Source organism: Streptomyces sp. NPDC001787 (assembly GCF_040297465.1).
Taxonomy (GTDB): Bacteria; Actinomycetota; Actinomycetes; order Streptomycetales; family Streptomycetaceae; genus Streptomyces.
Genome location: NZ_JBEOZE010000018.1, coordinates 12,823 through 34,579 on the forward strand (window position 1 = coordinate 12,823; position 21,757 = coordinate 34,579).

Sequence of the window (21,757 nt, forward strand, 5' to 3'; positions counted from 1 at the left end):
CTTTCCTCTGAGAGCATGAGGCGTATTTCTTCTTTCCGGGACCTGTCCGCCTGAGCCGCGCCCCTGGCTGCGCATCTTGAAGACGAGAGTTTCAACTTGTGAGTGACACAACCCACGACGGTGGGGTAGCCCTCGGCACCCTGTCGTCCGCCGACGAGGGGCTGAGCGCGGCCCAGACGGCCGCGAAGTACGGCCTGACCGTGAGCGGCGCCCGGCCTGGGCTGTTCGAATACATCCGGCAGCTCTGGGGCCGCCGCCACTTCATCCTGGCCTTCTCCAGGGCGAAGCTGACGGCGCAGTACAGCCAGGCCAAGCTCGGCCAGCTGTGGCAGGTGGCGACCCCCCTGCTGAACGCCCTGGTCTACTTCCTGATCTTCGGCCTGATCCTGGGCACCAGGAAGGGGATGAGCCAGGAGGTCTTCATTCCCTTCCTGGTGACCGGCGTCTTCGTCTTCACCTTCACCCAGAGCTCGGTGATGGCGGGGGTGCGGTCCATCTCCGGGAACCTCGGGCTCGTCCGGGCCCTGCACTTCCCCCGTGCCTCGCTGCCCATCTCGTTCTCGCTCCAGCAGCTCCAGCAGCTGCTGTACTCGATGATCGTGCTGGTGCTCGTGGCGGTGGGCTTCGGCAGCTATCCCACGCTCTCGTGGCTGCTGGTCGTTCCCGCGCTGGCCATGCAGTTCTTCTTCAACACCGGTCTGGCGCTCGTGATGGCCAGGCTCGGCAGCAAGACCCCCGACCTCGCGCAGCTGATGCCCTTCGTCATGCGGACATGGATGTACGCCTCGGGGGTCATGTTCTCCATCCCCGTGATGCTGGCGGACAAGCCGCAGTGGATCGCGGACGTGCTCCAGTACAACCCGGCGGCCATCTACATGGACCTGGTCCGCTTCGCGCTGATCGACGGGTACGGCTCCGAGAACCTCCCGCAGCATGTCTGGGCCGTCGGCCTCGGCTGGGCGCTCCTCGCGGGCGTCGCGGGCTTCGTGTACTTCTGGAAGGCAGAGGAACGGTACGGCCGTGGCTGAGGACAACACGCAGGGACGGAACGTTCCCACCGTCATCGCCGACGACGTCCACATCGTGTACCGCGTCAACGGCGCGGGCGGCGGCAGGGGCAGCGCCACCGCCGCGCTCAGCCGCATGGTGCGCCGCGGCAAGGGCGAGTCGCGGGGGGTGCGGAAGGTCCACGCCGTACGGGGTGTCTCCTTCACCGCCTACCGGGGCGAGGCCATCGGCCTCATCGGCACCAACGGCTCGGGCAAGTCGACGCTGCTGCGGGCCATCGCGGGACTGCTGCCGACCGAGTCCGGCAAGGTGTACACGGACGGTCAGCCCTCGCTGCTCGGTGTGAACGCGGCGCTGATGAGCGACCTGACCGGTGAGCGCAACGTGGTGCTCGGCGGCCTGGCCATGGGCATGAGCCGGGAGGAGATCCGCGAGCGCTACACGGGCATCGTGGACTTCTCCGGGATCAATGAGAAGGGCGACTTCATCACCCTGCCGATGCGGACGTACTCCTCCGGCATGGCCGCGCGCCTGCGCTTCTCCATCGCCGCCGCGAAGAACCACGACGTCCTCATGATCGACGAGGCGCTGGCCACGGGTGACCGCAAGTTCCGGATCCGTTCCGAGCAGCGGATCCGCGAGCTCCGCAAGGAGGCGGGCACCGTCTTCCTGGTCAGCCACAACAACAAGTCGATCAGGGACACCTGCGACCGGGTGCTGTGGCTGGAGAAGGGCGAGCTCCTGATGGACGGCCCCACCGAGGAAGTCCTCAAGGCGTACGAGCGCGAGACCGGAAAGTAGCCCTCCGTACCCCCGTGGCCTCCGCCGGAACGCTCCGGCGGAGGCCACGGGGGTGTGCGGCGCGATGTCCGGGGCGCCGGGAGACCCTGCGCAGTACGGCCCCGGGGCGATCTCCTCCCGTCGGATGAGGTCAATTCCCCCGGGTACGGGGAAGGTTGACGGGCGGGGCGGCGCACGCGTCTCGCGCGCCACACCCCGGCGGGGCTCTGTGAGCTGTACAACGTAAGCTGTACCGGTGCTGATTCGTGGCAAGTGGGGCGATACCCCCTCGGGACGGCACCCGCAGTGCGCCCGCGCACTCGGAAGAGCCAGCGGCGTGTCCGAAAAGGGATGTTTTGGGTCGGCAGTGTAGAACGGGAGATGTGACGGCAATGACGGAAGATCTCCAGCTCCGACGTGGTTCGGCCGTCCCCGCGCCGGGCGGTACGCAGTGACGCGGACCCAGCAGGCGCGCGCCGACGCCGCCACCACCACGACGCTCGACAAGGCCGCGGACGAGAACTTCCCCGTCGCCCCCTTCTTCCTGCCGCGCGCCTGGCGCGACGACCTGATGGCGGTCTACGGATACGCCCGGCTCGTCGACGACATCGGCGACGGCGATCTCGACCCCGGCGGCGCCGACGCGCGCCACCTCGGTCTGGAGGCCGCGCGGAGCGACGACCGGGTCGCCATGCTCGACGCCTTCGAGGCCGATCTGCACCGGGTCTTCGCCACCACGGGCGAGGGACCGCGTCACCCGCTGCTGCGCGCCCTGCGCCCCACCGTGCGGCGCCGCGCGCTCACCCCCGAGCCCTTCCTCGGTCTCATCGAGGCCAACCGGCAGGACCAGAAGGTCCGCCGCTACGGGACGTACGAGGAGCTCCGCGCCTACTGCGAACTCTCGGCCAACCCCGTCGGCCGCCTGGTCCTGGCGATCACCGGCACCGCCAGCCCCGAACGGATCCGCCGCTCCGACGCGGTCTGCACCGCCCTGCAGATCGTCGAGCACCTCCAGGACGTCGCCGAGGACCTCGGCCGCGACCGGATCTATCTGCCCGCCGAGGACATGGCCCGATTCCATGTCAGCGAATCCGACCTGGCCGTACCCTCCGCGGGCGCGTCCGTGCGCGCCCTGGTCGCATACGAAGCGGAACGCGCACGGGACCTGCTGAATGAAGGCGCCCCCCTGGTGGGTAGCGTTCACGGCAGGCTCAGGCTGCTCCTCGCCGGATTCGTCGCCGGGGGGCGTTCCGCCCTCACGGCGATCTCGGCCGCCGGGTTCGATGTACTGCCCGGACCGCCCAGACCCACCAAGCCCAGCCTGCTGCGCGAAGTGGGAGTCGTCTTGCGAAGAGCGCGTGGAGAGGGATGAGCCGGACCGTGGAGGGACAGGCGACGTACATGTCGGCACCGGTACAGGCCGCATACAGCTACTGCGAGGCCGTCACCGGACAGCAGGCGCGTAACTTCGCGTACGGGATCCGGCTGCTGCCCCACGAGAAGCGGCAGGCCATGTCGGCGCTGTACGCCTTCTCCCGCCGGGTCGACGACATCGGCGACGGTGAGCTGGACCCGGAGACCAAGCGCACCCGGCTGGAGGGGACCCGCGAGGTGCTCGGCCGGATCCGGGACGGCGCCGTCGACGAGGACGACACCGACCCGGTGGCCGTCGCGCTCGCCGATGCCGCCCGCCGCTTCCCGCTGCCGCTCGGCGGGCTCGACGAGTTGATCGACGGCGTGCTGATGGACGTGCGCGGCGCGACCTACGAGACCTGGGACGACCTGAGGGTCTACTGCCGCTGCGTCGCCGGTGCCATCGGGCGGCTCAGCCTGGGCGTCTTCGGTACGGAACCGGGTGCGCCCGGCGTCGAACGTGCCTCGGAGTACGCCGACACCCTCGGCCTGGCCCTTCAGCTCACCAACATCCTGCGTGACGTCCGCGAGGACGCCGGCAACGGGCGCACCTACCTGCCCGCCGACGACCTCGCCAAGTTCGGCTGCTCCGCCGGATTCCACACGGCGACCCCGCCGTCCGGCTCGGACTTCGCGGGACTGGTCCACTTCGAGGTCCGCCGGGCCCGCGCCCTGTTCGCCGAGGGCTACCGGCTGCTGCCGATGCTGGACCGCCGCAGCGGAGCGTGCGTGGCCGCCATGGCCGGGATCTACCGCCGCCTCCTCGACCGCATCGAGCGCGACCCGGAGGCCGTGCTCCGCGGCCGGGTCTCGCTGCCGGGCCATGAGAAGGCCTATGTCGCGGTACGCGGGCTCTCGGGCCTCGACGCCCGTCATGTCTCGCGGCTCACGGCCAGGGGGCGAGCCTGATGGACCGCACCCGGCCCGCCCGCCGGGCAACCCTCCGGTGGCCCGACGCGTCCCTGACTGCGACGATCCGGATGGCGACGCCCCTGGTGGCGATCGCTCCACGAGAGGGGGAGGCATGAGCGACGAGAGCCCGCGCTCCCGTGCGGTGGTCGTCGGCGGCGGTCTCGCCGGCGTCACGGCGGCCCTCCGGCTGGCCGACGCCGGACTTGACGTGACCCTGCTCGAAGGGCGGCCCCGGCTCGGCGGCCTCGCCTTCTCCTTCCAGCGCGGCGACCTGACCGTCGACAACGGTCAGCACGTCTATCTGCGCTGCTGCACCGGATACCGCTGGTTCCTGGACCGGATCGGCGGAGCCCGCCTGGCCCCGCTCCAGGACCGGCTCGACGTGCCCGTGCTCGACGTCGGCCGGGCCGCCGGTCCCCGGCTGGGACGGCTGCGCCGCAACAACCTCCCCGTACCGCTGCATCTGGCCGCCGGACTCGCGGCCTACCCGCACCTCTCGCTCGCCGAGAAGGCGAGCGTGGGACGGGCCGCGCTCGCGCTCAAGCGCCTCGACCCCGCCGACCCCGCGCTCGACCGCATCGACTTCGCCACCTGGCTGCGCCGGCACGGCCAGTCGCAGCGGACCATCGAAGCCCTCTGGGACCTCGTCGGTGTCGCCACCCTCAACGCGACCGCGCCGAACGCCTCCATGGCGCTCGCCGCGATGGTCTTCAAGACCGGCCTGCTCTCCGAACCGGGCGCCGCCGACATCGGCTGGGCCACCGTGCCGCTCGGTGAGCTGCACGACACCCTCGCCCGCAAGGCGCTCGACGCGGCGGGGGTGCGCACCGAGCTGCGTGCCAGGGTGGGCTCCCTGAGCCGCGGCGAGGACGGCCGCTGGAGCGTCGGCACCGGCGGCGAACGGATCGGGGCGGACACCGTCGTCCTGGCCGTGCCGCAGACCGAGACGCACGGCCTGCTGCCCGAGGGCGCCCTGGACGAGCCCGGCCTGCTGCTCGACATCGACACCGCGCCGATCCTGAACGTGCACGTCGTCTACGACCGCAAGGTGCTGCGCAGACCGTTCTTCGCCGCGGTCGGCTCCCCGGTCCAGTGGGTCTTCGACCGCACCGAATCCTCCGGCCTGACCGGCGGCGGACAGTATCTGGCGGTCTCCCAGTCCGCGGTGCAGGACGAGATCGACCTGCCCGTCGCCGAACTGCGCGCGCGCTACCTCCCCGAGCTGGAACGGCTTCTGCCGGCCGCCCGCGGGGCGGGCATCCGCGACTTCTTCGTCACCCGGGAACGTACCGCGACCTTCGCGCCCGCTCCGGGCGTCGGCCGGCTGCGCCCCGGACCCCGTACCCGTGCGCCCGGCCTCCACCTGGCGGGCGCGTGGACCGCCACCGGCTGGCCCGCGACGATGGAGGGCGCCGTGCGCAGTGGCTTCAGCGCCGCCGACGCCGCGCTCGCCGACCTCGGCCGCACCCATGGACATCCGCTGCAGGAGGCGGCATGAGCAGTACCACCGGAACAAGAGGAGAGTCAGTGACCCCGGCGAATCCGGCTTTCGACACCGTGGCAGACACCGCGGACGTCACCGCGCTTCTGGAGCGCGGACGGGCCCTGTCAGCGCCGGTGCTGCGGGCTGCCGTGGACCGGCTCGCGCCGCCCATGGACACCGTGGCGGCCTATCACTTCGGCTGGATCGACGCCGAGGGCCGGCCCGCCGACGGCGACGGCGGCAAGGCCGTGCGCCCCGCGCTCGCCCTGCTGTCCGCGGAAGCCGCGGGCGCCCCGGCCGAGGCCGGGATCCCCGGCGCGGTCGCCGTCGAACTCGTGCACAACTTCTCGCTGCTGCACGACGACCTGATGGACGGCGACGAACAGCGCCGCCACCGCGACACCGTCTGGAAGGTGCACGGCCCGGCGCAGGCGATCCTGGTCGGCGACGCGCTCTTCGCGCTCGCCAACGAGGTCCTGCTGGAGCTCGGCACCGTCGAGGCCGGCCGGGCGGCCCGCAGGCTGACCACGGCCACCCGCAAGCTGATCGACGGCCAGGCCCAGGACATCTCCTACGAGCACCGCGAGCGGGTCACCGTCGAGGAGTGCCTGGAGATGGAGGGCAACAAGACCGGCGCCCTGCTCGCCTGCGCCGTCTCCATCGGCGCGGTGCTCGGCGGCGCGGACGACCGCACCGCGGACATCCTGGAGGCATACGGCTACCACCTCGGCCTCGCCTTCCAGGCCGTCGACGACCTGCTCGGCATCTGGGGCGATCCGGAGGCCACCGGCAAGCAGACCTGGAGCGATCTGCGCCAGCGCAAGAAGTCCCTGCCGGTCGTCGCCGCCCTCGCGGCGGGCGGCCCGGCCTCCGAGCGTCTGGGCGAACTGCTCGCCGCCGACGCCAAGAGCAGCGACTTCGACAGCTTCTCCGAAGAGGAGTTCGCCGCTCGCGCGGCGCTCATCGAGGAGGCGGGCGGCCGCGAGTGGACCGCCCAGGAGGCCCGCCGTCAGCATGCGGTCGCCATCGAGGCGCTGCACGGTGTCGACATGCCGCAGCACGTACGGGCGCAGCTCACCGCGCTCGCCGACTTCGTCGTCGTACGAAAGAGATGATCACCATTCGCATATGACTCGCAGTCGCCGGCCGGTGCCCGTACGGGCACCGGCCGACGGAGACCCCAGCACAGCAGAGACCACACTGCACGAAGGGGAAGCCATGACAGCGACGACCGACGGAAGCACCGGAGCCGCGAACCCTCGCGCAGCCTCGGCAGGCGATCCGACCGAATCGACCATCGCCGCGGACGACGTGCTCGCCGCCGCGCGGCGGGCCGCGGAACGCTCCGTGGAGCACCTCCTCGGCAGGCAGGACCAGCAGGGCTGGTGGAAGGGCGACCTCGCCACCAATGTGACCATGGACGCCGAGGACCTGCTGCTCCGCCAGTTCCTCGGGATCCAGGACCCGGCCACGGTGCGGGCGGCGGCCCGGTTCATCCGGGGCGAACAGCTCGGTGACGGCACCTGGGCCACGTTCTACGGCGGGCCCGGCGACCTCTCCGCCACCATCGAGGCGTATGTGGCGCTGAGGCTGGCGGGGGACCGGCCGGATGAGCCGCACATGACGCGTGCGGCCGGGTGGATCAGGGAGCGGGGCGGGATCGCTGCCGCCCGGGTCTTCACCAGGATCTGGCTGGCCCTCTTCGGCTGGTGGAAGTGGGAGGACCTGCCGGAACTGCCGCCCGAGCTGATGTTCTTCCCCAAGTGGCTGCCGCTCAACATCTATGACTTCGGCTGCTGGGCCCGGCAGACCATCGTTCCGCTGACCGTCGTCTCGGCGAAGCGGCCGGTACGGCCCGCCCCGTTCACCCTGGACGAGCTCCACACCGACCCGGCGGCCCCGAACCGGCCCGGGAACATGGCTCCGGCGACCAGTTGGGACGGCCTCTTCCAGCGGCTCGACAAGGCGATGCACCTTTACCACAAGGTCGCCCCCCGCCGGCTGCGCCGCATCGCGATGAACGCGGCGGCCCGCTGGATCATCGAGCGCCAGGAGAACGACGGATGCTGGGGCGGTATCCAGCCGCCCGCGGTCTACTCCGTCATCGCCCTCCATCTGCTCGGCTACGACCTCGACCATCCGGTGATGCGCGCCGGGCTGGCCTCGCTGGACCGGTTCGCCGTGTGGCGCGAGGACGGCGCCCGCATGATCGAGGCCTGCCAGTCGCCCGTCTGGGACACCTGCCTGGCCACCATCGCGCTCGCCGACGCCGGGCTCCGCCCCGACCATCCGGCGCTGGTGAGGGCCGCCGACTGGATGCTCGGTGAGGAGATCGGACGGCCGGGGGACTGGTCGGTGCGCAAGCCCGGACTCGCCCCGGGCGGCTGGGCGTTCGAGTTCCACAACGACAACTACCCGGACATCGACGACACCGCCGAAGTCGTCCTGGCGCTGCGCCGGGTCGACCATCCCGACCCCGCCCGGCTCGAAGCCGCGATCGAGCGCGGGGTGCGCTGGAACCTCGGGATGCAGTCCCGCAACGGGGCCTGGGGCGCCTTCGACGCCGACAACACCAGCCCGTTCCCCAACCGCCTGCCGTTCTGCGACTTCGGGGAGGTCATCGACCCGCCGTCGGCGGACGTCACCGGGCATGTCGTGGAGATGCTCGCCGTCGAGGGCCGGGCCCACCACCCCCGTACCCGGCGGGGAATCGAGTGGCTGCTCGCCGAACAGGAGGCGTGCGGCGCCTGGTTCGGCCGCTGGGGCGTCAACTACGTATACGGAACAGGGTCGGTGGTGCCGGCGCTGATCGCCGCCGGGATCCCGGCCGGCCATCCCTCGGTCCGCCATGCCGTGAACTGGCTGAAGTCCGTCCAGAACGACGACGGCGGCTGGGGCGAGGACCTGCGCTCCTACCAGGAGGAGAAGTGGATCGGGCACGGTGAGTCGACCGCGTCCCAGACCGCCTGGGCGCTGCTGGCACTCCTCGCCGCGGGCGAGCGCGACAGCCGCTCCGCGACCCGCGGTGTCACCTGGCTGGCCGAAGCCCAGCGGGCCGACGGATCCTGGGACGAGCCGCACTTCACGGGGACCGGATTCCCCTGGGACTTCTCCATCAACTACCACCTCTACCGCCAGGTCTTCCCGCTCACCGCGCTGGGCCGCTTCGTGCACGGCGACCCGTTCGCCGGCCGTGCGGCCGGCGGCGGGGAAGCCTGATGGGGGACGTACCGGGGCCGCCCGCCCCCGCCGCGCCCCTGCTGATCGCCTGCGCCCTCGGCATCGAACAGCTCGCCCTGCGCAGCGGCCGGGGCAACGGGGCCCCGGCCGGGATGAGCGTCGTACGGACCGGGATGGGCCCCCGGGCCGCCGAGACGGCCATGGGGCGTGTGCTGGGCCGGACGGGGGCGCGGGACGCGGCGGTGATCGCCTCCGGCTTCTGTGCCGGCCTGGCCCCCGGAATGCACCCCGGGGACCTGGTGGTCGCCGAGGAGACCCGGGACACGGACGGCTCCACCGTCTGTGCCGGCACGGGCCTGCTCGTCGACGCCCTCGCCAGGACCGTGCCCGGACGCACCGTCCACACCGGCCCGCTGACCGGCTCCGACCATGTCGTGCGCGGGCCCGAACGGGCCGGACTGCGGGCCACCGGCGCCATCGCGGTGGACATGGAGTCCGCCGCCACACTGCGCACCGCCCTGCGCCACGGCCCACGCCCGGTTGCGGCCGTACGGGTGGTCGTGGACGCTCCAGAGCATGAGCTCGTCCGCATCGGCACGTTCCGCGGTGGAATATCAGCCTTCCGCGTTCTTCGTGCCGTCCTGCCGGCTTTCTATGAATGGCACCGATCTTTGCTGCTCCCCAGGAGGTGAGCCAGATGGCCATGCCGCTCCGTCAGTCCATCAAGGTTGCGACGTACCTCATTGAACAGAAGCTCCGAAAGCGCGAGAAGTTCCCGCTCATCGTCGAGCTGGAGCCCTTGTTCGCGTGCAATCTGGCCTGCGAGGGATGCGGGAAGATCCAGCATCCGGCCGGGGTCCTGAAACAGCGTATGCCGGTCGCTCAGGCCGTCGGCGCGGTGCTCGAATCGGGTGCCCCCATGGTGTCCATCGCGGGCGGTGAACCGCTGATGCACCCACAGATCGACGAAATCGTGCGGCAGCTCGTCGCGAAGAAGAAATATGTCTTCCTGTGCACCAATGCGATGCTCATGCGGAAGAAGCTCGACAAATTCACGCCGTCGCCGTACTTCGCGTTCGCCGTGCACATCGACGGGCTGCGCGAGCGGCACGACGAATCGGTTGCCAAGGAAGGCGTCTTCGACGAGGCGGTGGAGGCGATGAAGGAGGCGAAGCGACGCGGCTTCCGCGTCACGACGAACTCCACCTTCTTCAACACCGACACCCCGCAGACCATCATCGAGGTCCTCAACTTCCTCAATGACGATCTGAAGGTCGACGAGATGATGATCTCGCCCGCCTACGCCTACGAGAAGGCACCCGACCAGGAGCACTTCCTCGGCGTCGAGCAGACCCGCGAACTCTTCAAGAAGGCCTTCGCGGGCGGCAACCGGGGGCGCTGGCGCCTGAACCACTCGCCCCTCTTCCTGGACTTCCTGGAAGGCAAGGCGGACTTCCCCTGCACCGCGTGGGCGATCCCGAACTACTCGCTCTTCGGCTGGCAGCGCCCGTGCTACCTGATGAGCGACGGCTACGTCCCGACGTACCGCCAGCTCATCGAGGAGACCGACTGGGAGAAGTACGGCCGGGGCAAGGACCCGCGCTGCGCCAACTGCATGGCGCACTGCGGATACGAGCCCACGGCGGTGCTCGCCACCATGGGGTCGCTGAAGGAATCACTGCGCGCCGCGCGGGAGACGGTCACCGGCAACAGGTGACGAACCGCGCGCCGGAGAACCGGTTCTGCCGGTTCTCCGGCGCCACCGGCCCCGGCCCTCCGAGCCGTGCCGCTCCGTCATGGCGCGTCCGGGCCGGGCCGGTGGCGGCCGTTTCCGCCGCGCGGCGGAAGCGGGTGGGCCCGGCAGGACGTTGCCGAAGGAGAGGAACGGGCGATGAAGGACGGCGGACCCCAGGGATTCGACCTGGCGCGGCTCCTCGCGGAACGCGGCGCCGAACGGTACGAACTCCATGCGCGGCATCTCAACCACCAGCTTCCGCGCATGCTGCACACCATCGGCTTCGACAAGGTCTACGAGCGGGCCGAGGGCGCGTACTTCTGGGACTCCGAGGGCAACGACTACCTCGACATGCTCGCCGGATTCGGGGTCATGGGCCTCGGCCGGCACCATCCCGTCGTCCGCAAGGCGCTGCACGACGTGCTGGACGCCTCGCTGGCCGACCTCACCCGCTTCGACTGCCAGCCGCTGCCGGGCCTCCTCGCCGAGAGGCTGCTCACCCACAGCCCGCACCTGGACCGCGTCTTCTTCGGCAACAGCGGTACGGAAGCGATCGAGACGGCGCTGAAGTTCGCCCGCTACGCCACCGGCAGGCCCAGGGTGCTCTACTGCACCCACGCCTTCCACGGCCTCACCACCGGTTCGCTCTCGGTCAACGGTGAGAACGGCTTCCGGGACGGCTTCGCCCCGCTGCTTCCCGACACCGCGATCGAGCTCGGCGACCTCGATGCCCTGCGGCGCGAGCTGAGGCGCGGCGATGTGGCGGCCCTGATCGTGGAGCCCGTCCAGGGCAAGGGCGTGCACGCCGCGCCGCCGGGCTTTCTGCGGGCCGCACAGGAGCTGCTGCACCAGCACAAGGCGCTCCTCATCGCCGACGAGGTGCAGACCGGGCTCGGCAGGACCGGCGACTTCTACGCGTACCAGCACGAGGAGGGCGTCGAACCCGATCTCGTCTGTGTCGCCAAGGCGCTCTCCGGCGGGTATGTGCCGGTCGGGGCGACCCTCGGCAAGGACTGGATCTTCAAACGCGTCTACTCGTCGATGGACCGGGTCCTCGTCCACTCCGCGAGCTTCGGCTCCAACGCCCAGGCGATGGCGGCGGGACTGGCCGTGCTCGCGGTGATGGAGGACGAGGAGACGGTCGCGAACGCCCGGCGCACCGGTGACCTGCTGCGGGAGCGGCTGGCCGCCCTCGTCGACCGCTACGAGCTGCTGCACGAGGTGCGCGGGCGCGGGCTGATGATCGGCATCGAGTTCGGCCGTCCGTCCTCCCTGAGGCTCCGCAGCCGCTGGACCGTGCTCCAGGCGGCCCGCAAGGGGCTCTTCGCGCAGATGGTGGTGGTGCCGCTGCTGCGCAAGCACCGCATCCTCACCCAGGTCTCCGGCGACCATCTGGAAGTGATCAAGCTGATTCCGCCGCTGGTCATCGGGGAGCCGGAGGTGGAGCGCTTCGTGGCCGCGTTCACCGACGTCATGGACGACGCGCACAGCGGCGGGGGACTGATGTGGGACTTCGGGCGGACCCTGGTGAAGCAGGCCGTCGCCAACCGCTGACCGGCCGCCGACCGGGCACTGAGCGGGCACTCGGCGGGTGCTGGACGCGGGCGGGGTGAGTGTCCCGGGGATTGTTTTGCCTCGGAGGTAAGAAATTTGCCTCCGAGGAAAGATCCTGGCCCAATGGAGGTATGAATCCTCCTGACGGGGGGGTGGCCGACGAGCTCCCCGGCGTCGCACCCCGCCTGCGCGAACTGCGCCGCGGACGTGGTCTCACCCTGGAGACCGCCGCCCAGCGGGCAGGGCTTTCCCCGGCCCATCTGTCCCGGCTCGAAACCGGCCGCAGGCAGCCCTCGCTCCCCATGCTGCTCGGGCTCGCCCGCATCTACGGTACGACGGTTTCCGAGCTGCTCGGCGAGACACCCCCCGAACGTGACGCGATCGTCCGCGGCGGCCGCTTCGAGGGCGCCGAGGCCGACGGCTGGATGTACCAGCAGGCGGGCGGCTCCGGCCGGGCCATGCAGGCGCTGCGCGTCAGGGTCCCGTACGGCGCGCAGAGCGATCTCGTACGGGTCCACCCCGGTGAGGAATGGCTGTACGTCCTGGACGGGACGCTGCGGGTGATCCTGGGGGAGACGGTGCACGATCTCGCCCCCGGCGACAGCGCGCACTTCGATTCGCTCACCCCGCACCGGATCGCGGCGCTCGACCGCGGGGGCGCGGAGCTGCTCTTCGTTCACTCGCTGATGCAGAGCCCCGCCGCCGAACTGTGTCTCGGCAGCGGGATCCACCGGCGCTGACCGGGCACCGCCCGGACACCGCGCCCCGCCGAACCCTTCGCTTCACCGGCCGTACGGCCGGCAGAGAGGACTGTCATGTCCGATTCCGAGCACTACGACCCCCTGACCCCGCAGCGGCCCAAGAACTACGACCCGCAGGAGCGGAAGATGCCGCGCGGGGTCGTGATCCGGCTCTTCGCCTACCTGGTGGCCGGACACGTCATCGCCGGCTTCCTGTACCTGCTGTTCGCCGTGGCGGGCGGCAACAAGTGACCACCCCGCCCGATGGGCTCTACGCCTCGTCCAGCAGCCGTTCGCGCAGCCGCTCCCGTGTCTCCGGGGCAAGGCCCAGTCCCTCGGTGAGGTAGCGGTCCGTGGTTCCCCAGATCTCCTCGATGGTGCCGAAGGCCGCGGCGAGGTATTCGGCGTGCGCGCCGAAGAGCGGGTTCAGCAGTTCGAGGACCTCCGGGGACATCCCGGACTCCGAGGTGTCCGAGCGCCGCACCCGGTAGCGGCGGTGCGCGTCGTTGGACTTGAGGTAGTCGGCCTCGATGGCCTCCCGCTCCACTCCCACGGCGAGCAGCGACACGGCTATCGAGAGACCGGCCCGGTCCTTGCCCGCGGCGCAGTGCATCAGGGCGGGGACGCTGTCCTCGGCCAGGGCGTGCAGGACCCGGCTGTGCTCGGCGGTGCGGTCCCGGATGATCGACCGGTACGAGGTGATCATCCGGTCCGTGCCCTTGCTGCCCGAGAGGATCGAGCGCAGCTGGGCGATGTCGCCGTCCCGCACCAGCCGCCAGAACTCGGCGCCGTCGGCCGGGTCGGAGAGGGGGATGCTGACATTGCGCACCCCCGCCAGCTCCACGTCGTGGCCGTCGAGCTTCCGGTCGGCGTCGTTGCGGAAGTCGAAGACCGTATGCAGGCCGAGCCTGCCGAGGACCGCCGTGTCCTGCTCCGTGGCGTGCGCCAGGTGACCGCTGCGGTAGAGCCGCCCGAAGGCCACACGGCGTCCGTCCGTGGTGGGGAGCCCTCCCACATCACGGAAATTGCGGACTCCGGTCAGCTCGGATTCTGTCGGCGGGACCTGCGGCACCTGCTGAGTCACGGCGGCTCCTGGGGTGTCTGGCGTCGGCGCTGCTCGCCGACGAGTGCACGCTCGTGACGATACGACATCGATTCCTCAGGCAATCATCTCGGACGAGGTGCACAGCTCGCCACGCAAACCCGCACGGGCATTGCCCCGCACCATCACCGTGGTCGATGATGTGCGGAACTGTTCGAACGTGAGGGAAATGATGATCGAGACTGGTGACACGGGCCGTACCTGGGTGCTCAGTGGTGCGACCGGCAGCTACGCGCTCCACCTCACCGACCGCGATGAGCTGCTGCACCTGCACTGGGGGCCGCGCCTCACGATGGCCGCTGCCGAGGCGCTGGCCGCCGAGCCCTTCCCGCCCTGCCCCGGCTTCGACTCCCCGCTCGACGGCCATGAGGAGTACCCGGTCGAGGGCGGTCCCCGGTTCGTCCGCCCGGCGCTCTCCGTGCGTACCGACGAGGTCAGGGGCACCGAGTGGGCGTTCGGGGGCGCCGGGACGGACGGCGACGAACTCCGGCTGGGCTTCACGGACGCCGTGCACCGCCTCGCGCTGACCCTGCACTACCGGATGCGCGACGACTCCGATGTGATCGAGCGCTGGACCACGGTCGCCCACGCCGGCCCGGACGGCCCGCCCCTGGAACTGCTGCGCGCCGACGCGGCGACCTGGACGCTGCCGGCCCGGGAGCACTGGCGGCTGAGCCAGCTGCACGGCACCTGGGCGGCGGAGTCCCGGCTGGTGCGGTCGGACCTCACGTACGGCGAGAAGGTCCTCTCCAGCCGCCGCGGGCACACCGGACACCAGCATCTGCCATGGGTGGCACTGGACGCGGGCGGTGTCGCGACCGAGGAGCACGGAGAGGTGTACGGCTGCGCTCTGGGCTGGTCCGGGTCCTGGCGGATCGCCGTGCATCAGCTGCCGCACGGTCTCGTGCAGATCAACGGGGGCGCGGGCTACGACGAGTCCGGCCTGCTGCGGCTCGCGCCGGGGGAGTCGTACACCACACCCGTCTTCGCCGGCCTGTGGAGCCCGGACGGCTTCGGCGGGGCGAGCCGGGCCTGGCACGCCTGGCAGCTGGCCCATGTGATCCCGGACGCCAGTACGCCGCGGCCGGTGCTCTACAACTCCTGGGAGGCGACCGGCTTCGACATCTCCGTGGAACAGCAGCGTGCGCTCGCCGTGCGCGCGGCGGAGATGGGCGTCGAGCTGTTCGTGGTGGACGACGCCTGGTTCGGGCAGCGCACCAGCGACCGGGCCGGGCTCGGTGACTGGACGCCCAACCCCGACCGCTTCCCCGGCGGGCTGCGGCCGCTCGCCGACGAGGTGCGCGCACTCGGCATGCGGTTCGGGATCTGGGTCGAGCCGGAGATGGTCAACCCCGACAGCGATCTCTACCGGGCCCACCCGGACTGGGTGCAGCACTTCCCCGGCCGTACACGGACCGAGTTCCGTCATCAGCTGGTGCTCAACCTGGCCCGGCCGGACGTGCAGGAATACCTCTGGGAGCAGCTCGACGCGCTGCTCTCCAGCGCTCCGATCGACTATGTGAAGTGGGACTTCAACCGCTGCTTCGCCGAGGCGGGCTGGCCGGGCGAGGAGTACCCGCAGAAGCTCTGGATCGCGCATGTGGACGCGCTGTACGCGCTGCTCGACCGGCTGCGCGCCGCGCACCCGGGCGTGGCCTTCGAGTCCTGCTCGGGAGGCGGGGGCCGGGTCGACCTGGGCGTGCTCTCCCGCACCGATCAGGTGTGGACCTCGGACAACACCGACCCGCTGGACCGGCTCGCCATCCAGGAGGGCTTCGGACAGATCCATCCGGCACGGGTCATGGCGGCCTGGGTCACCGACAGCCCGAACGTCCAGCTGAACAACCGGGTGAGTTCGCTGCGGTTCCGCTTCGTCAGCGCGATGGCCGGGGTGCTCGGGGTCGGCGGCGACCTCACCGAGTGGAGCCCGCAGGAGCTGGCCGAGGCGCGGGACTGGGTCTCCCTCTACAAGGAGATCCGCCCGGTGGTGCAGTACGGGGCCCTCCACCGGCTCGCGGCGCCGCGCGGCGGGCTGAGCGCGGTGAGCTACGTCCTGGGCGAGGAGGCCGTGGTGCTGATGTGGCTGGAGGCCCAGCGGTTCGGCCAGCGTCCGCCGGCCCTGCGGCTGCGTGGCCTGGACGCCTCGGCGACGTACGTCTGTCAGGACACCGGGGCGGAATACCAGGGATCGGTGCTGCTGCATCACGGGCTGCACACCGGGCTGAGCGGCGACCTGGACGCCCGGGTGCTGAGGTTGCGTCAGAAGCGATGACCATGACATGTCCGTAATGGGGCATTTGGCAGAACGTGCCCTGTTTGTGGGGGAGATGGTGGCCCGCTGGTGAGCGGGATCATATCCGTGACGGTGTGTGGTGGCGGCGCCCGGAGGCGATCCGGGCGCCGCGCGGAATGCCAAGATCCGTAATCCACGGAGTGTGACGGGAATTCCGGACCGAAATTGAATCGGGGATTCCGGCAGGCAACCGATGGCTTGTTCCTGTCGTCCTGACTCGTTTACGGTCACCGTCAATCCGGACGGATCGCCTAATCCTGCCGCCGCCCGGAATTCGTACCCACCCACACTCGTGTGGCAGGAGCGGGGGACCCAGGTAAGCCGCCGGCCCGGAGAGATCCGGACCGGCTCGGGGTGAAGTCGCCGAGAGCGACCGGGCATCTCCAGCCCGAACCCGACAGCTCACCTCGTAGGCGCCGGAGAGGAATTCCCCCATGCCCGCAACGGGTAAGCACCGTCGTACGAAGACCGGCCCGATCGCCCGCGGTGTCCTCGCCGCAGGGACCGGCGGCGCCGTCCTCGCCCTCCCGCTGATCGGTGCCACCGGAGCGCACGCCGCGGAGAAGGCCGCGCCCGCGGCCAAGCCCGCCGCCGCCTCGGTCGCCGCCGCGCACACCGCCCCGGGTGCCGCGGCCACGACCCACGGCGCCTCGAAGACCTACTCCGTCGTCTCCGGCGACTACCTCTCGAAGATCGCCGCCGAGCACAAGCTCAAGGGCGGCTGGCAGAAGCTGTACCAGGACAACCGCGAGGTCGTCGGCGAGAACCCGAGCCTGATCTTCCCCGGCATGAAGCTGACCCTCGGCGCCAAGGCGTCCGGTTCCGCGGACGCCGCGCAGTCCGCGCCGGCCCCGTCGAAGGCGGAGCCGGAGAAGGCCGCCCCGAAGGCCGCCCCGGCCGCCCCGAAGGCGCAGCCGGCCCCGAAGACCGCCTCGTCCGCGGACTCCTCGGCCCCGTCCTCCGAGGCCGGGAAGTCCACCACCTCCACGAACACCAGCGCCGCCCAGAGCAACAGCTCCGGCTGGACGACCCCGGTGGCCAACGCCAACGTCACCACCCAGTACCGCGCCTCCGGCGCCAGCTGGTCCAGCGGCTACCACACCGGCTCGGACTTCCAGGCCGCGTCGGGCACCGTCGTCCGCGCCATCGGTCCGGGCACCGTGGTCTCGGCCGGCTGGAGCGGTTCGTACGGCAACGAGGTCGTCATCAAGCACGCCGACGGCATGTACTCCCAGTACGCCCACCAGTCCTCGCTCAGTGTCTCCGTGGGCCAGACCGTCGCCGGCGGCCAGCAGATCGGCCTCTCCGGCTCCACCGGCAACTCCACCGGCCCGCACCTCCACTTCGAGGTCCGCACCGGCCCGAGCTACGGCTCGGACGTCGACCCGGTCGCCTACCTGCGCCAGCACGGCGTCTCCATCTGATGGAGCGGTGAAGACCAGACATGAACAGGGGCGGTGCGCGTCGGCGCACCGCCCCTGTCCTTATTCCGGCTTTACCAAAAACTGACCGGGTGGTCTATCTCACCACCCGTCAACCCCGTATTACGGTCGCGTAGGTCACATTCGACGGTGCAGGATATGCGCTTGTGGCAGACGATTCGAGAAACAATCAACCAGGCATCATCGGGTCGTACGCGGCGATTGGCGACAGTTTCACCGAAGGAGTCGGAGACCCCGGCCCCGACGGGACCTTCGTCGGCTGGGCGGACCGGTTCGCGGTCCTGCTGGCGGACCGGCTCCCGGTCCCCGACACCGCGACGAGCCCGGATCAATCCGCGCACGGGAATTTCCGGTACGCCAATCTCGCCGTACGCGGACGCCTCCTCGACCAGATAGTCGAGGAACAGGTCCCCCGCGCCAAGGAGCTGGCTCCCGAGCTGGTCAGCTTCTGTGCGGGCGGCAACGACATCATCAGGCCGGGCACCGACCCCGACGATCTGGCCGAGCGCTTCGAGCGCGCGGTCGCCGATCTGACCGACGCGGTCGGCACCGTCATGATCACCACCGGGTTCGACACCCGCGGCGTGCCGGTGCTGCGGCACATGCGCGGGAAGATCGCGACGTACAACGTCCATCTGCGGTCCATCGCCGACCGCTACCACTGCCCCGTCCTGGACCTGTGGTCGCTCCGCTCGGTGCAGGACAGGCGCGCCTGGGACGACGACCGGCTGCACCTGTCGCCCGAGGGCCACACCCGCGTCGCACTGCGCGCGGCACAGGTGCTCGGTGTGGACGTGCCCGCCGACCCGGACCAGGCCTGGCCGCCGCAGGCACAGCGCGGCACCTTCGAGGAACGGCGCGACGACATCCACTGGGCGCGCGAGTACCTGGTCCCGTGGATCGGGCGGCGGCTGCGCGGCGAGTCCTCCGGCGACCACGCCGAGGCCAAGCGCCCCGACCTGCTTCCCCTCTGACCGGGACGGCTCTCAGGGCGCGTCGCGCAGGACCGTCAGGGGAAGAGCACGCCGGGCCGGGTTCGGCACCACGAGCCCGGCCGGCGGCGTGGCCCGGTGGCCCGGAGCCGGTATCCGCTCCAGCACACCGCCCGCGAACACGTCGTACAGCGGCAGTGTCTCCAGATGCACATAGCCGATGTGGCAGTCGCACACATCGAGCGGGCAGCCCCGCGGACCGAGCGCCCGGCGGTAGCTGCCGTCGTAGAGACTGCCCAGCTCCGCGCGGACGAAGTGACACCGCCGCACCGTGCCGTCACCGTCCACGGAGATGACCGACTCTCCCGTGCGGCAGGGCAGCCCGGCCGACCGGTGCGGATGCCTGCTGTACGGGAACAGCGGGTCCAGCGCAGTCCAGCGGTTCGCCTCCTCGTCCGTGTAGGTGTGCCCCTCGGCGGCGTTGACCCAGAGATAGACCTCCTCGGGCAGCGCCGCCCGCAGCCGCCGCGCCTCGTCGAGATGGGCGTCGAATCCGACCACACCCACGCTGTAGCGCACCCCGCGAGCGGTGAGCTCCCGGCACTTGCCGAGGAAGCGCTCGTACGGCGTCTGACCGGGGTGGTACGTGCACCACAGCGCGACCCGGTCCGTGTCGGCCCCGGCCAGCCAGTCCGTGCGGGCGCTCAGATTGGTCTGGATGGCCACCCGGGCGATGTGCGGCAGCAGCGACAGCTCGACCAGCGCCCGCCGGTACCAGGACCTCACCAGACCCTCGCCCCACGGTGTGAACAGGACCGACAGCCGGTCGCCCGTCTGCGCCGCGGCCCACGCGGTGAACCGCTCCAGAGCCGCCCGGTCCGCCGTCAGCTGTTCCCGGCTGTCACGCCGCTTGGCGAACGGGCAGTACGGACAGTCGTAGTCGCAGGAGGCCAGCGGGCCGCGGTAGAGAATCGTCAGGTCCATGGCGGGGCTCACTTCCGTTCGTACGCGGCCATCGCGGCCCGTACCGCGGGGGAGAACAGCTCGGGGCCCAGCGCGTCGGAGTGGGCCAGCCCCTCGGGGGAGAGCCGCAGCAGATCCCCGCCGGCGCTCCCGTCCAGCCAGCCGCGCGCCGCGAAGCGCTCCAGCTCGGCCGGGAAGTCCTCGCGCGGATCCGTACCGAACCGCTGCCGGTACTCCTCGGGCCGCAGACCCGCGGCCTGGAGCAGCGACTGGAGGAGATGACGCCTGCGCGCCTCGTCGGCGTCCACATACCGGCCCACCTCGGCCCGGGAGAAGTCCTCGGTCGCGGTGAACCCGTCGATGATGCCGCGGATCTCCCGCATCTCCACCGCGTAGTCGAAGGAATAGTGCAGCGCAGCGGTGTACGAGCGGGCACCGCAGCCGAGACCGATCATGCCGTCGGTCTGGCAGGCGTAGTCGTCGGGGCCCTCCGCCGGGGCGTCGGCACGGCGGAACATCCGCATCGACACCTGCTCGTAGCCATGGGCGAGGAGATGGTCGCGGCCGGCCCGGTAGAGCCGCAGCCGCTGTTCGTCCCAGGCGTTCGCGGCACGCTCCTCGGCCGCCGGGTCCGCGGCCGTCCCGAGACGTCCGAGGCCGGTCAGCGGGCGTACGTACAGCGGATAGAGGTAGAGCTCCTCGGGGCGCCAGGCCAGCGCGGCGTCCAGGGAGGTGAGCCAGCTCCGCTCGCTCTGCCCGTCGATGCCGTAGATCAGGTCGATGTTGAGGACCGGTACCCGGGCGTCACGGATCCGGCCGAGGGCCGCCTCCACATCGGCGCGGTGCTGCGGGCGGACCGCCGCGCGGGCCTCGGCCTCGACGAAGCTCTGCACACCGATGCTGACCCTGGTCGTGCCGCGGTCGGCGAGCACGGCCAGCCGGTCCGCCGTCGCGGTCGACGGCGAGGTCTCCACGGACAGCGGCACCGCGCGCAGGTCGGCGCCCATCCGTTTCTCCGCGATGTCGCAGAGCCGCTCCAGCTCGCCGGCGGTCAGGAAGGTCGGCGTACCGCCGCCGAACGCGGCGGCGGCGAACCGCACCGGCTCCTGGTCGCCCAGCGCGTCGCGGACGGCGGTCGCCTGCCGGTCCAGCGCGTCGAGATAGCGCGTGGTCAGCTCCCCGGGAGCGCCGATCCGGGTGAACAGGTTGCAGAAGCCGCAGCGGACCTCGCAGAACGGTATGTGGAGGTAGAGGGAGAGCGCGTCCTTGGGCTCCGCCGCCCACAGCTCACGCAGCGCGGGCCGGCCGGTGAGCGGGCGGTAGGCCGTCTTGTGCGGATAGGCGTAGACGTAGCTCTCGTACGGCCTGACGGCGGGCAGGGTCGGGCTGGTCATCATGCGTCCCCGGGCTCAAGGAAGAAATGGGCGTACGGCACGGTCCAGACGGCTTCGTGGCCGAGCCGGTGGCCGGTGAAGCCGTCGTCCCCGTAGGCCGTGCCATGGTCGGAGCAGACGATCGCGAAGCAGCGGCGGCGGCTGCTCGCCGCGGCGAAGAGCCGGCCGATGTGCCGGTCGACGTACTCCAGGGCGGCGGCGTGCGTGGCGCGGGAGTCGCCCGCCTCGCGGGTGGCGCCCGGCCGGTGGAACCAGTTGGGCTGGTGCAGCGCCGACACATTGACGAACAGGAAGAGCCGCCGCTCCGGCGGGAGTTCGGCCACGACCTCCTCGGCGCGGGTCACCTGCTCCTCGAAGGAGGTCGGCGAGGCGACACCGAAGCCGGGCTCCCAGTGGCTCTCCTGGAACATGCCGGGCAGCACCGATCCGAGCGGCCCCTGCCGGTTGAAGAAGCCGACGCCGCCGATGCACACCGTGCGGTAGCCCTCGGCCGCCAGGGCGGACACCAGGTCGGGCGTGTCGAAGACGAAGGTGCCGTCCGCCGTCGTCTCACTGCCCGCGAACCGTGCCGCGAACAGCCGCGGATGCGGCCCCGGGGAGGCGGGGGTCGGCAGGAACCCGGCGAAGATCGCCTGGTGCGAGGCGTAGGTGAAACTCCCCGGCGCGTGCCGCTTCTCCCAGATGCCACCGGGCAGATGCCGGGCCAGATGCGGGATGCGTCCGGCCGCGGCCAGCTCCGCGGCGACGTCGTAGCGCAGGGTGTCGAGAGTGACGAGCAGCAGATCGTGATGTCCGACGATCCCGCTCATGTCGGGTTCCCCGGTGT

General features: G+C 71.0%; 19 protein-coding genes and 1 riboswitch. Of the genes, 15 read left to right on the forward strand and 4 right to left on the reverse strand.

What is annotated here, in order from left to right; all coding sequences use genetic code 11:
* Positions 1 to 98 precede the first annotated feature (98 nt).
* The 12 genes from ABT170_RS23595 to ABT170_RS23650 all read left to right on the forward strand — a co-directional run bounded on the left by ABT170_RS23595 (position 99) and on the right by ABT170_RS23650 (position 13,057).
* The gene (locus ABT170_RS23595; protein ID WP_329946136.1) at positions 99 to 1,028 is read left to right on the forward strand and encodes an ABC transporter permease; all 930 of its coding nucleotides are present in this window, start codon (positions 99 to 101) and stop codon (positions 1,026 to 1,028) included.
* Positions 1,021 to 1,809 (forward strand): ABC transporter ATP-binding protein, encoded by a 789-nt coding sequence (locus tag ABT170_RS23600; RefSeq protein WP_329946135.1) that lies wholly within the window; start codon positions 1,021 to 1,023, stop codon positions 1,807 to 1,809. The genes ABT170_RS23595 and ABT170_RS23600 overlap by 8 nt, the downstream gene beginning before the upstream one ends.
* A 430-nt stretch (positions 1,810 to 2,239) precedes the next feature.
* On the forward strand, positions 2,240 to 3,160 hold the full coding sequence (gene hpnC, locus ABT170_RS23605; protein WP_329946134.1) for a squalene synthase HpnC: 921 nt from the start codon (positions 2,240 to 2,242) through the stop codon (positions 3,158 to 3,160).
* A complete protein-coding gene (gene hpnD / locus ABT170_RS23610) occupies positions 3,157 to 4,110 on the forward strand; it encodes a presqualene diphosphate synthase HpnD (RefSeq protein ID WP_329946133.1) in 954 nt (317 codons plus the stop codon). Before hpnC ends, hpnD begins: the two co-directional genes overlap by 4 nt.
* Positions 4,111 to 4,225: 115 nt before the next feature.
* Positions 4,226 to 5,611 (forward strand): hydroxysqualene dehydroxylase HpnE, encoded by a 1,386-nt coding sequence (gene hpnE, locus ABT170_RS23615; RefSeq protein WP_329946132.1) that lies wholly within the window; start codon positions 4,226 to 4,228, stop codon positions 5,609 to 5,611.
* Positions 5,608 to 6,711: a polyprenyl synthetase family protein gene (locus ABT170_RS23620; protein WP_329946131.1), complete on the forward strand. Its 1,104-nt coding sequence runs from the start codon at positions 5,608 to 5,610 to the stop codon at positions 6,709 to 6,711. Before hpnE ends, ABT170_RS23620 begins: the two co-directional genes overlap by 4 nt.
* 103 nt (positions 6,712 to 6,814) lie before the next feature.
* Positions 6,815 to 8,815, forward strand: coding sequence for a squalene--hopene cyclase (gene shc, locus ABT170_RS23625; protein ID WP_351870464.1), 2,001 nt, complete (start codon positions 6,815 to 6,817; stop codon positions 8,813 to 8,815).
* Entirely contained in the window at positions 8,815 to 9,468 is a 654-nt protein-coding gene (locus ABT170_RS23630; RefSeq protein ID WP_351870466.1) for a phosphorylase family protein, read from the forward strand. Before shc ends, ABT170_RS23630 begins: the two co-directional genes overlap by 1 nt.
* 5 nt (positions 9,469 to 9,473) lie before the next feature.
* Positions 9,474 to 10,493 (forward strand): adenosyl-hopene transferase HpnH, encoded by a 1,020-nt coding sequence (hpnH, locus tag ABT170_RS23635; RefSeq protein ID WP_329946128.1) that lies wholly within the window; start codon positions 9,474 to 9,476, stop codon positions 10,491 to 10,493.
* Positions 10,494 to 10,667: 174 nt separating this feature from the next.
* Positions 10,668 to 12,065, forward strand: a complete 1,398-nt coding sequence (locus ABT170_RS23640; RefSeq protein WP_351870469.1) for an aspartate aminotransferase family protein — start codon at positions 10,668 to 10,670, stop codon at positions 12,063 to 12,065.
* A gap of 131 nt (positions 12,066 to 12,196) precedes the next feature.
* Positions 12,197 to 12,805: a helix-turn-helix domain-containing protein gene (locus ABT170_RS23645; RefSeq protein WP_329946126.1), complete on the forward strand. Its 609-nt coding sequence runs from the start codon at positions 12,197 to 12,199 to the stop codon at positions 12,803 to 12,805.
* A gap of 75 nt (positions 12,806 to 12,880) precedes the next feature.
* Complete coding sequence (locus tag ABT170_RS23650; RefSeq protein WP_329946125.1) at positions 12,881 to 13,057, forward strand: DUF6126 family protein; 177 nt, start codon at positions 12,881 to 12,883, stop codon at positions 13,055 to 13,057.
* Positions 13,058 to 13,076: 19 nt separating this feature from the next.
* Here ABT170_RS23650 and ABT170_RS23655 read toward each other — a convergent pair whose 3' ends face one another.
* On the reverse strand, positions 13,077 to 13,889 hold the full coding sequence (locus ABT170_RS23655; protein ID WP_329946124.1) for a tyrosine-protein phosphatase: 813 nt from the start codon (positions 13,887 to 13,889) through the stop codon (positions 13,077 to 13,079).
* 190 nt (positions 13,890 to 14,079) lie between these two features.
* Between ABT170_RS23655 and ABT170_RS23660 the strand changes: the two genes are divergently transcribed.
* The 3 genes from ABT170_RS23660 to ABT170_RS23670 all read left to right on the forward strand — a co-directional run bounded on the left by ABT170_RS23660 (position 14,080) and on the right by ABT170_RS23670 (position 18,616).
* Complete coding sequence (locus ABT170_RS23660) at positions 14,080 to 16,179, forward strand: alpha-galactosidase (RefSeq protein ID WP_351870669.1); 2,100 nt, start codon at positions 14,080 to 14,082, stop codon at positions 16,177 to 16,179.
* A gap of 292 nt (positions 16,180 to 16,471) precedes the next feature.
* Positions 16,472 to 16,629, forward strand: a riboswitch (cyclic di-AMP (ydaO/yuaA leader).
* A gap of 5 nt (positions 16,630 to 16,634) precedes the next feature.
* The gene (locus ABT170_RS23665; protein WP_351870474.1) at positions 16,635 to 17,624 is read left to right on the forward strand and encodes a M23 family metallopeptidase; all 990 of its coding nucleotides are present in this window, start codon (positions 16,635 to 16,637) and stop codon (positions 17,622 to 17,624) included.
* Positions 17,625 to 17,788: 164 nt separating this feature from the next.
* Positions 17,789 to 18,616, forward strand: a complete 828-nt coding sequence (locus tag ABT170_RS23670) for an SGNH/GDSL hydrolase family protein (protein ID WP_329946122.1) — start codon at positions 17,789 to 17,791, stop codon at positions 18,614 to 18,616.
* Between the two features lie 12 nt (positions 18,617 to 18,628).
* Here ABT170_RS23670 and ABT170_RS23675 read toward each other — a convergent pair whose 3' ends face one another.
* Genes ABT170_RS23675 through ABT170_RS23685 form a run of 3 tightly spaced genes read right to left on the reverse strand, consistent with a single transcriptional unit; the run spans position 18,629 to position 21,740 of the window.
* Entirely contained in the window at positions 18,629 to 19,558 is a 930-nt protein-coding gene (locus ABT170_RS23675; protein ID WP_351870478.1) for an STM4011 family radical SAM protein, read from the reverse strand.
* An 8-nt stretch (positions 19,559 to 19,566) separates the two neighbouring features.
* Complete coding sequence (locus ABT170_RS23680) at positions 19,567 to 20,931, reverse strand: STM4012 family radical SAM protein (RefSeq protein WP_329946120.1); 1,365 nt, start codon at positions 20,929 to 20,931, stop codon at positions 19,567 to 19,569.
* Positions 20,931 to 21,740 (reverse strand): STM4013/SEN3800 family hydrolase, encoded by an 810-nt coding sequence (locus tag ABT170_RS23685; RefSeq protein ID WP_351870671.1) that lies wholly within the window; start codon positions 21,738 to 21,740, stop codon positions 20,931 to 20,933. Before ABT170_RS23685 ends, ABT170_RS23680 begins: the two co-directional genes overlap by 1 nt.
* Positions 21,741 to 21,757 lie beyond the last annotated feature (17 nt).

Excerpts from the sequence above, each read along its gene's own strand:
- hpnD (WP_329946133.1), top strand. The coding sequence starts at position 3,157 with ATGAGCCGGACCGTGGAGGGACAGGCGACGTACATGTCGGCACCGGTA.
- hpnE (WP_329946132.1), top strand. The coding sequence starts at position 4,226 with ATGAGCGACGAGAGCCCGCGCTCCCGTGCGGTGGTCGTCGGCGGCGGT.
- ABT170_RS23620 (WP_329946131.1), top strand. The coding sequence starts at position 5,608 with ATGAGCAGTACCACCGGAACAAGAGGAGAGTCAGTGACCCCGGCGAAT.
- shc (WP_351870464.1), top strand. The coding sequence starts at position 6,815 with ATGACAGCGACGACCGACGGAAGCACCGGAGCCGCGAACCCTCGCGCA.
- ABT170_RS23630 (WP_351870466.1), top strand. The coding sequence starts at position 8,815 with ATGGGGGACGTACCGGGGCCGCCCGCCCCCGCCGCGCCCCTGCTGATC.
- hpnH (WP_329946128.1), top strand. The coding sequence starts at position 9,474 with ATGGCCATGCCGCTCCGTCAGTCCATCAAGGTTGCGACGTACCTCATT.
- ABT170_RS23640 (WP_351870469.1), top strand. The coding sequence starts at position 10,668 with ATGAAGGACGGCGGACCCCAGGGATTCGACCTGGCGCGGCTCCTCGCG.
- ABT170_RS23645 (WP_329946126.1), top strand. The coding sequence starts at position 12,197 with ATGAATCCTCCTGACGGGGGGGTGGCCGACGAGCTCCCCGGCGTCGCA.
- ABT170_RS23650 (WP_329946125.1), top strand. The coding sequence starts at position 12,881 with ATGTCCGATTCCGAGCACTACGACCCCCTGACCCCGCAGCGGCCCAAG.
- ABT170_RS23660 (WP_351870669.1), top strand. The coding sequence starts at position 14,080 with ATGATCGAGACTGGTGACACGGGCCGTACCTGGGTGCTCAGTGGTGCG.
- ABT170_RS23665 (WP_351870474.1), top strand. The coding sequence starts at position 16,635 with ATGCCCGCAACGGGTAAGCACCGTCGTACGAAGACCGGCCCGATCGCC.
- ABT170_RS23675 (WP_351870478.1), bottom strand. The coding sequence starts at position 19,558 with ATGGACCTGACGATTCTCTACCGCGGCCCGCTGGCCTCCTGCGACTAC.
- ABT170_RS23680 (WP_329946120.1), bottom strand. The coding sequence starts at position 20,931 with ATGACCAGCCCGACCCTGCCCGCCGTCAGGCCGTACGAGAGCTACGTC.
- ABT170_RS23685 (WP_351870671.1), bottom strand. The coding sequence starts at position 21,740 with ATGAGCGGGATCGTCGGACATCACGATCTGCTGCTCGTCACTCTCGAC.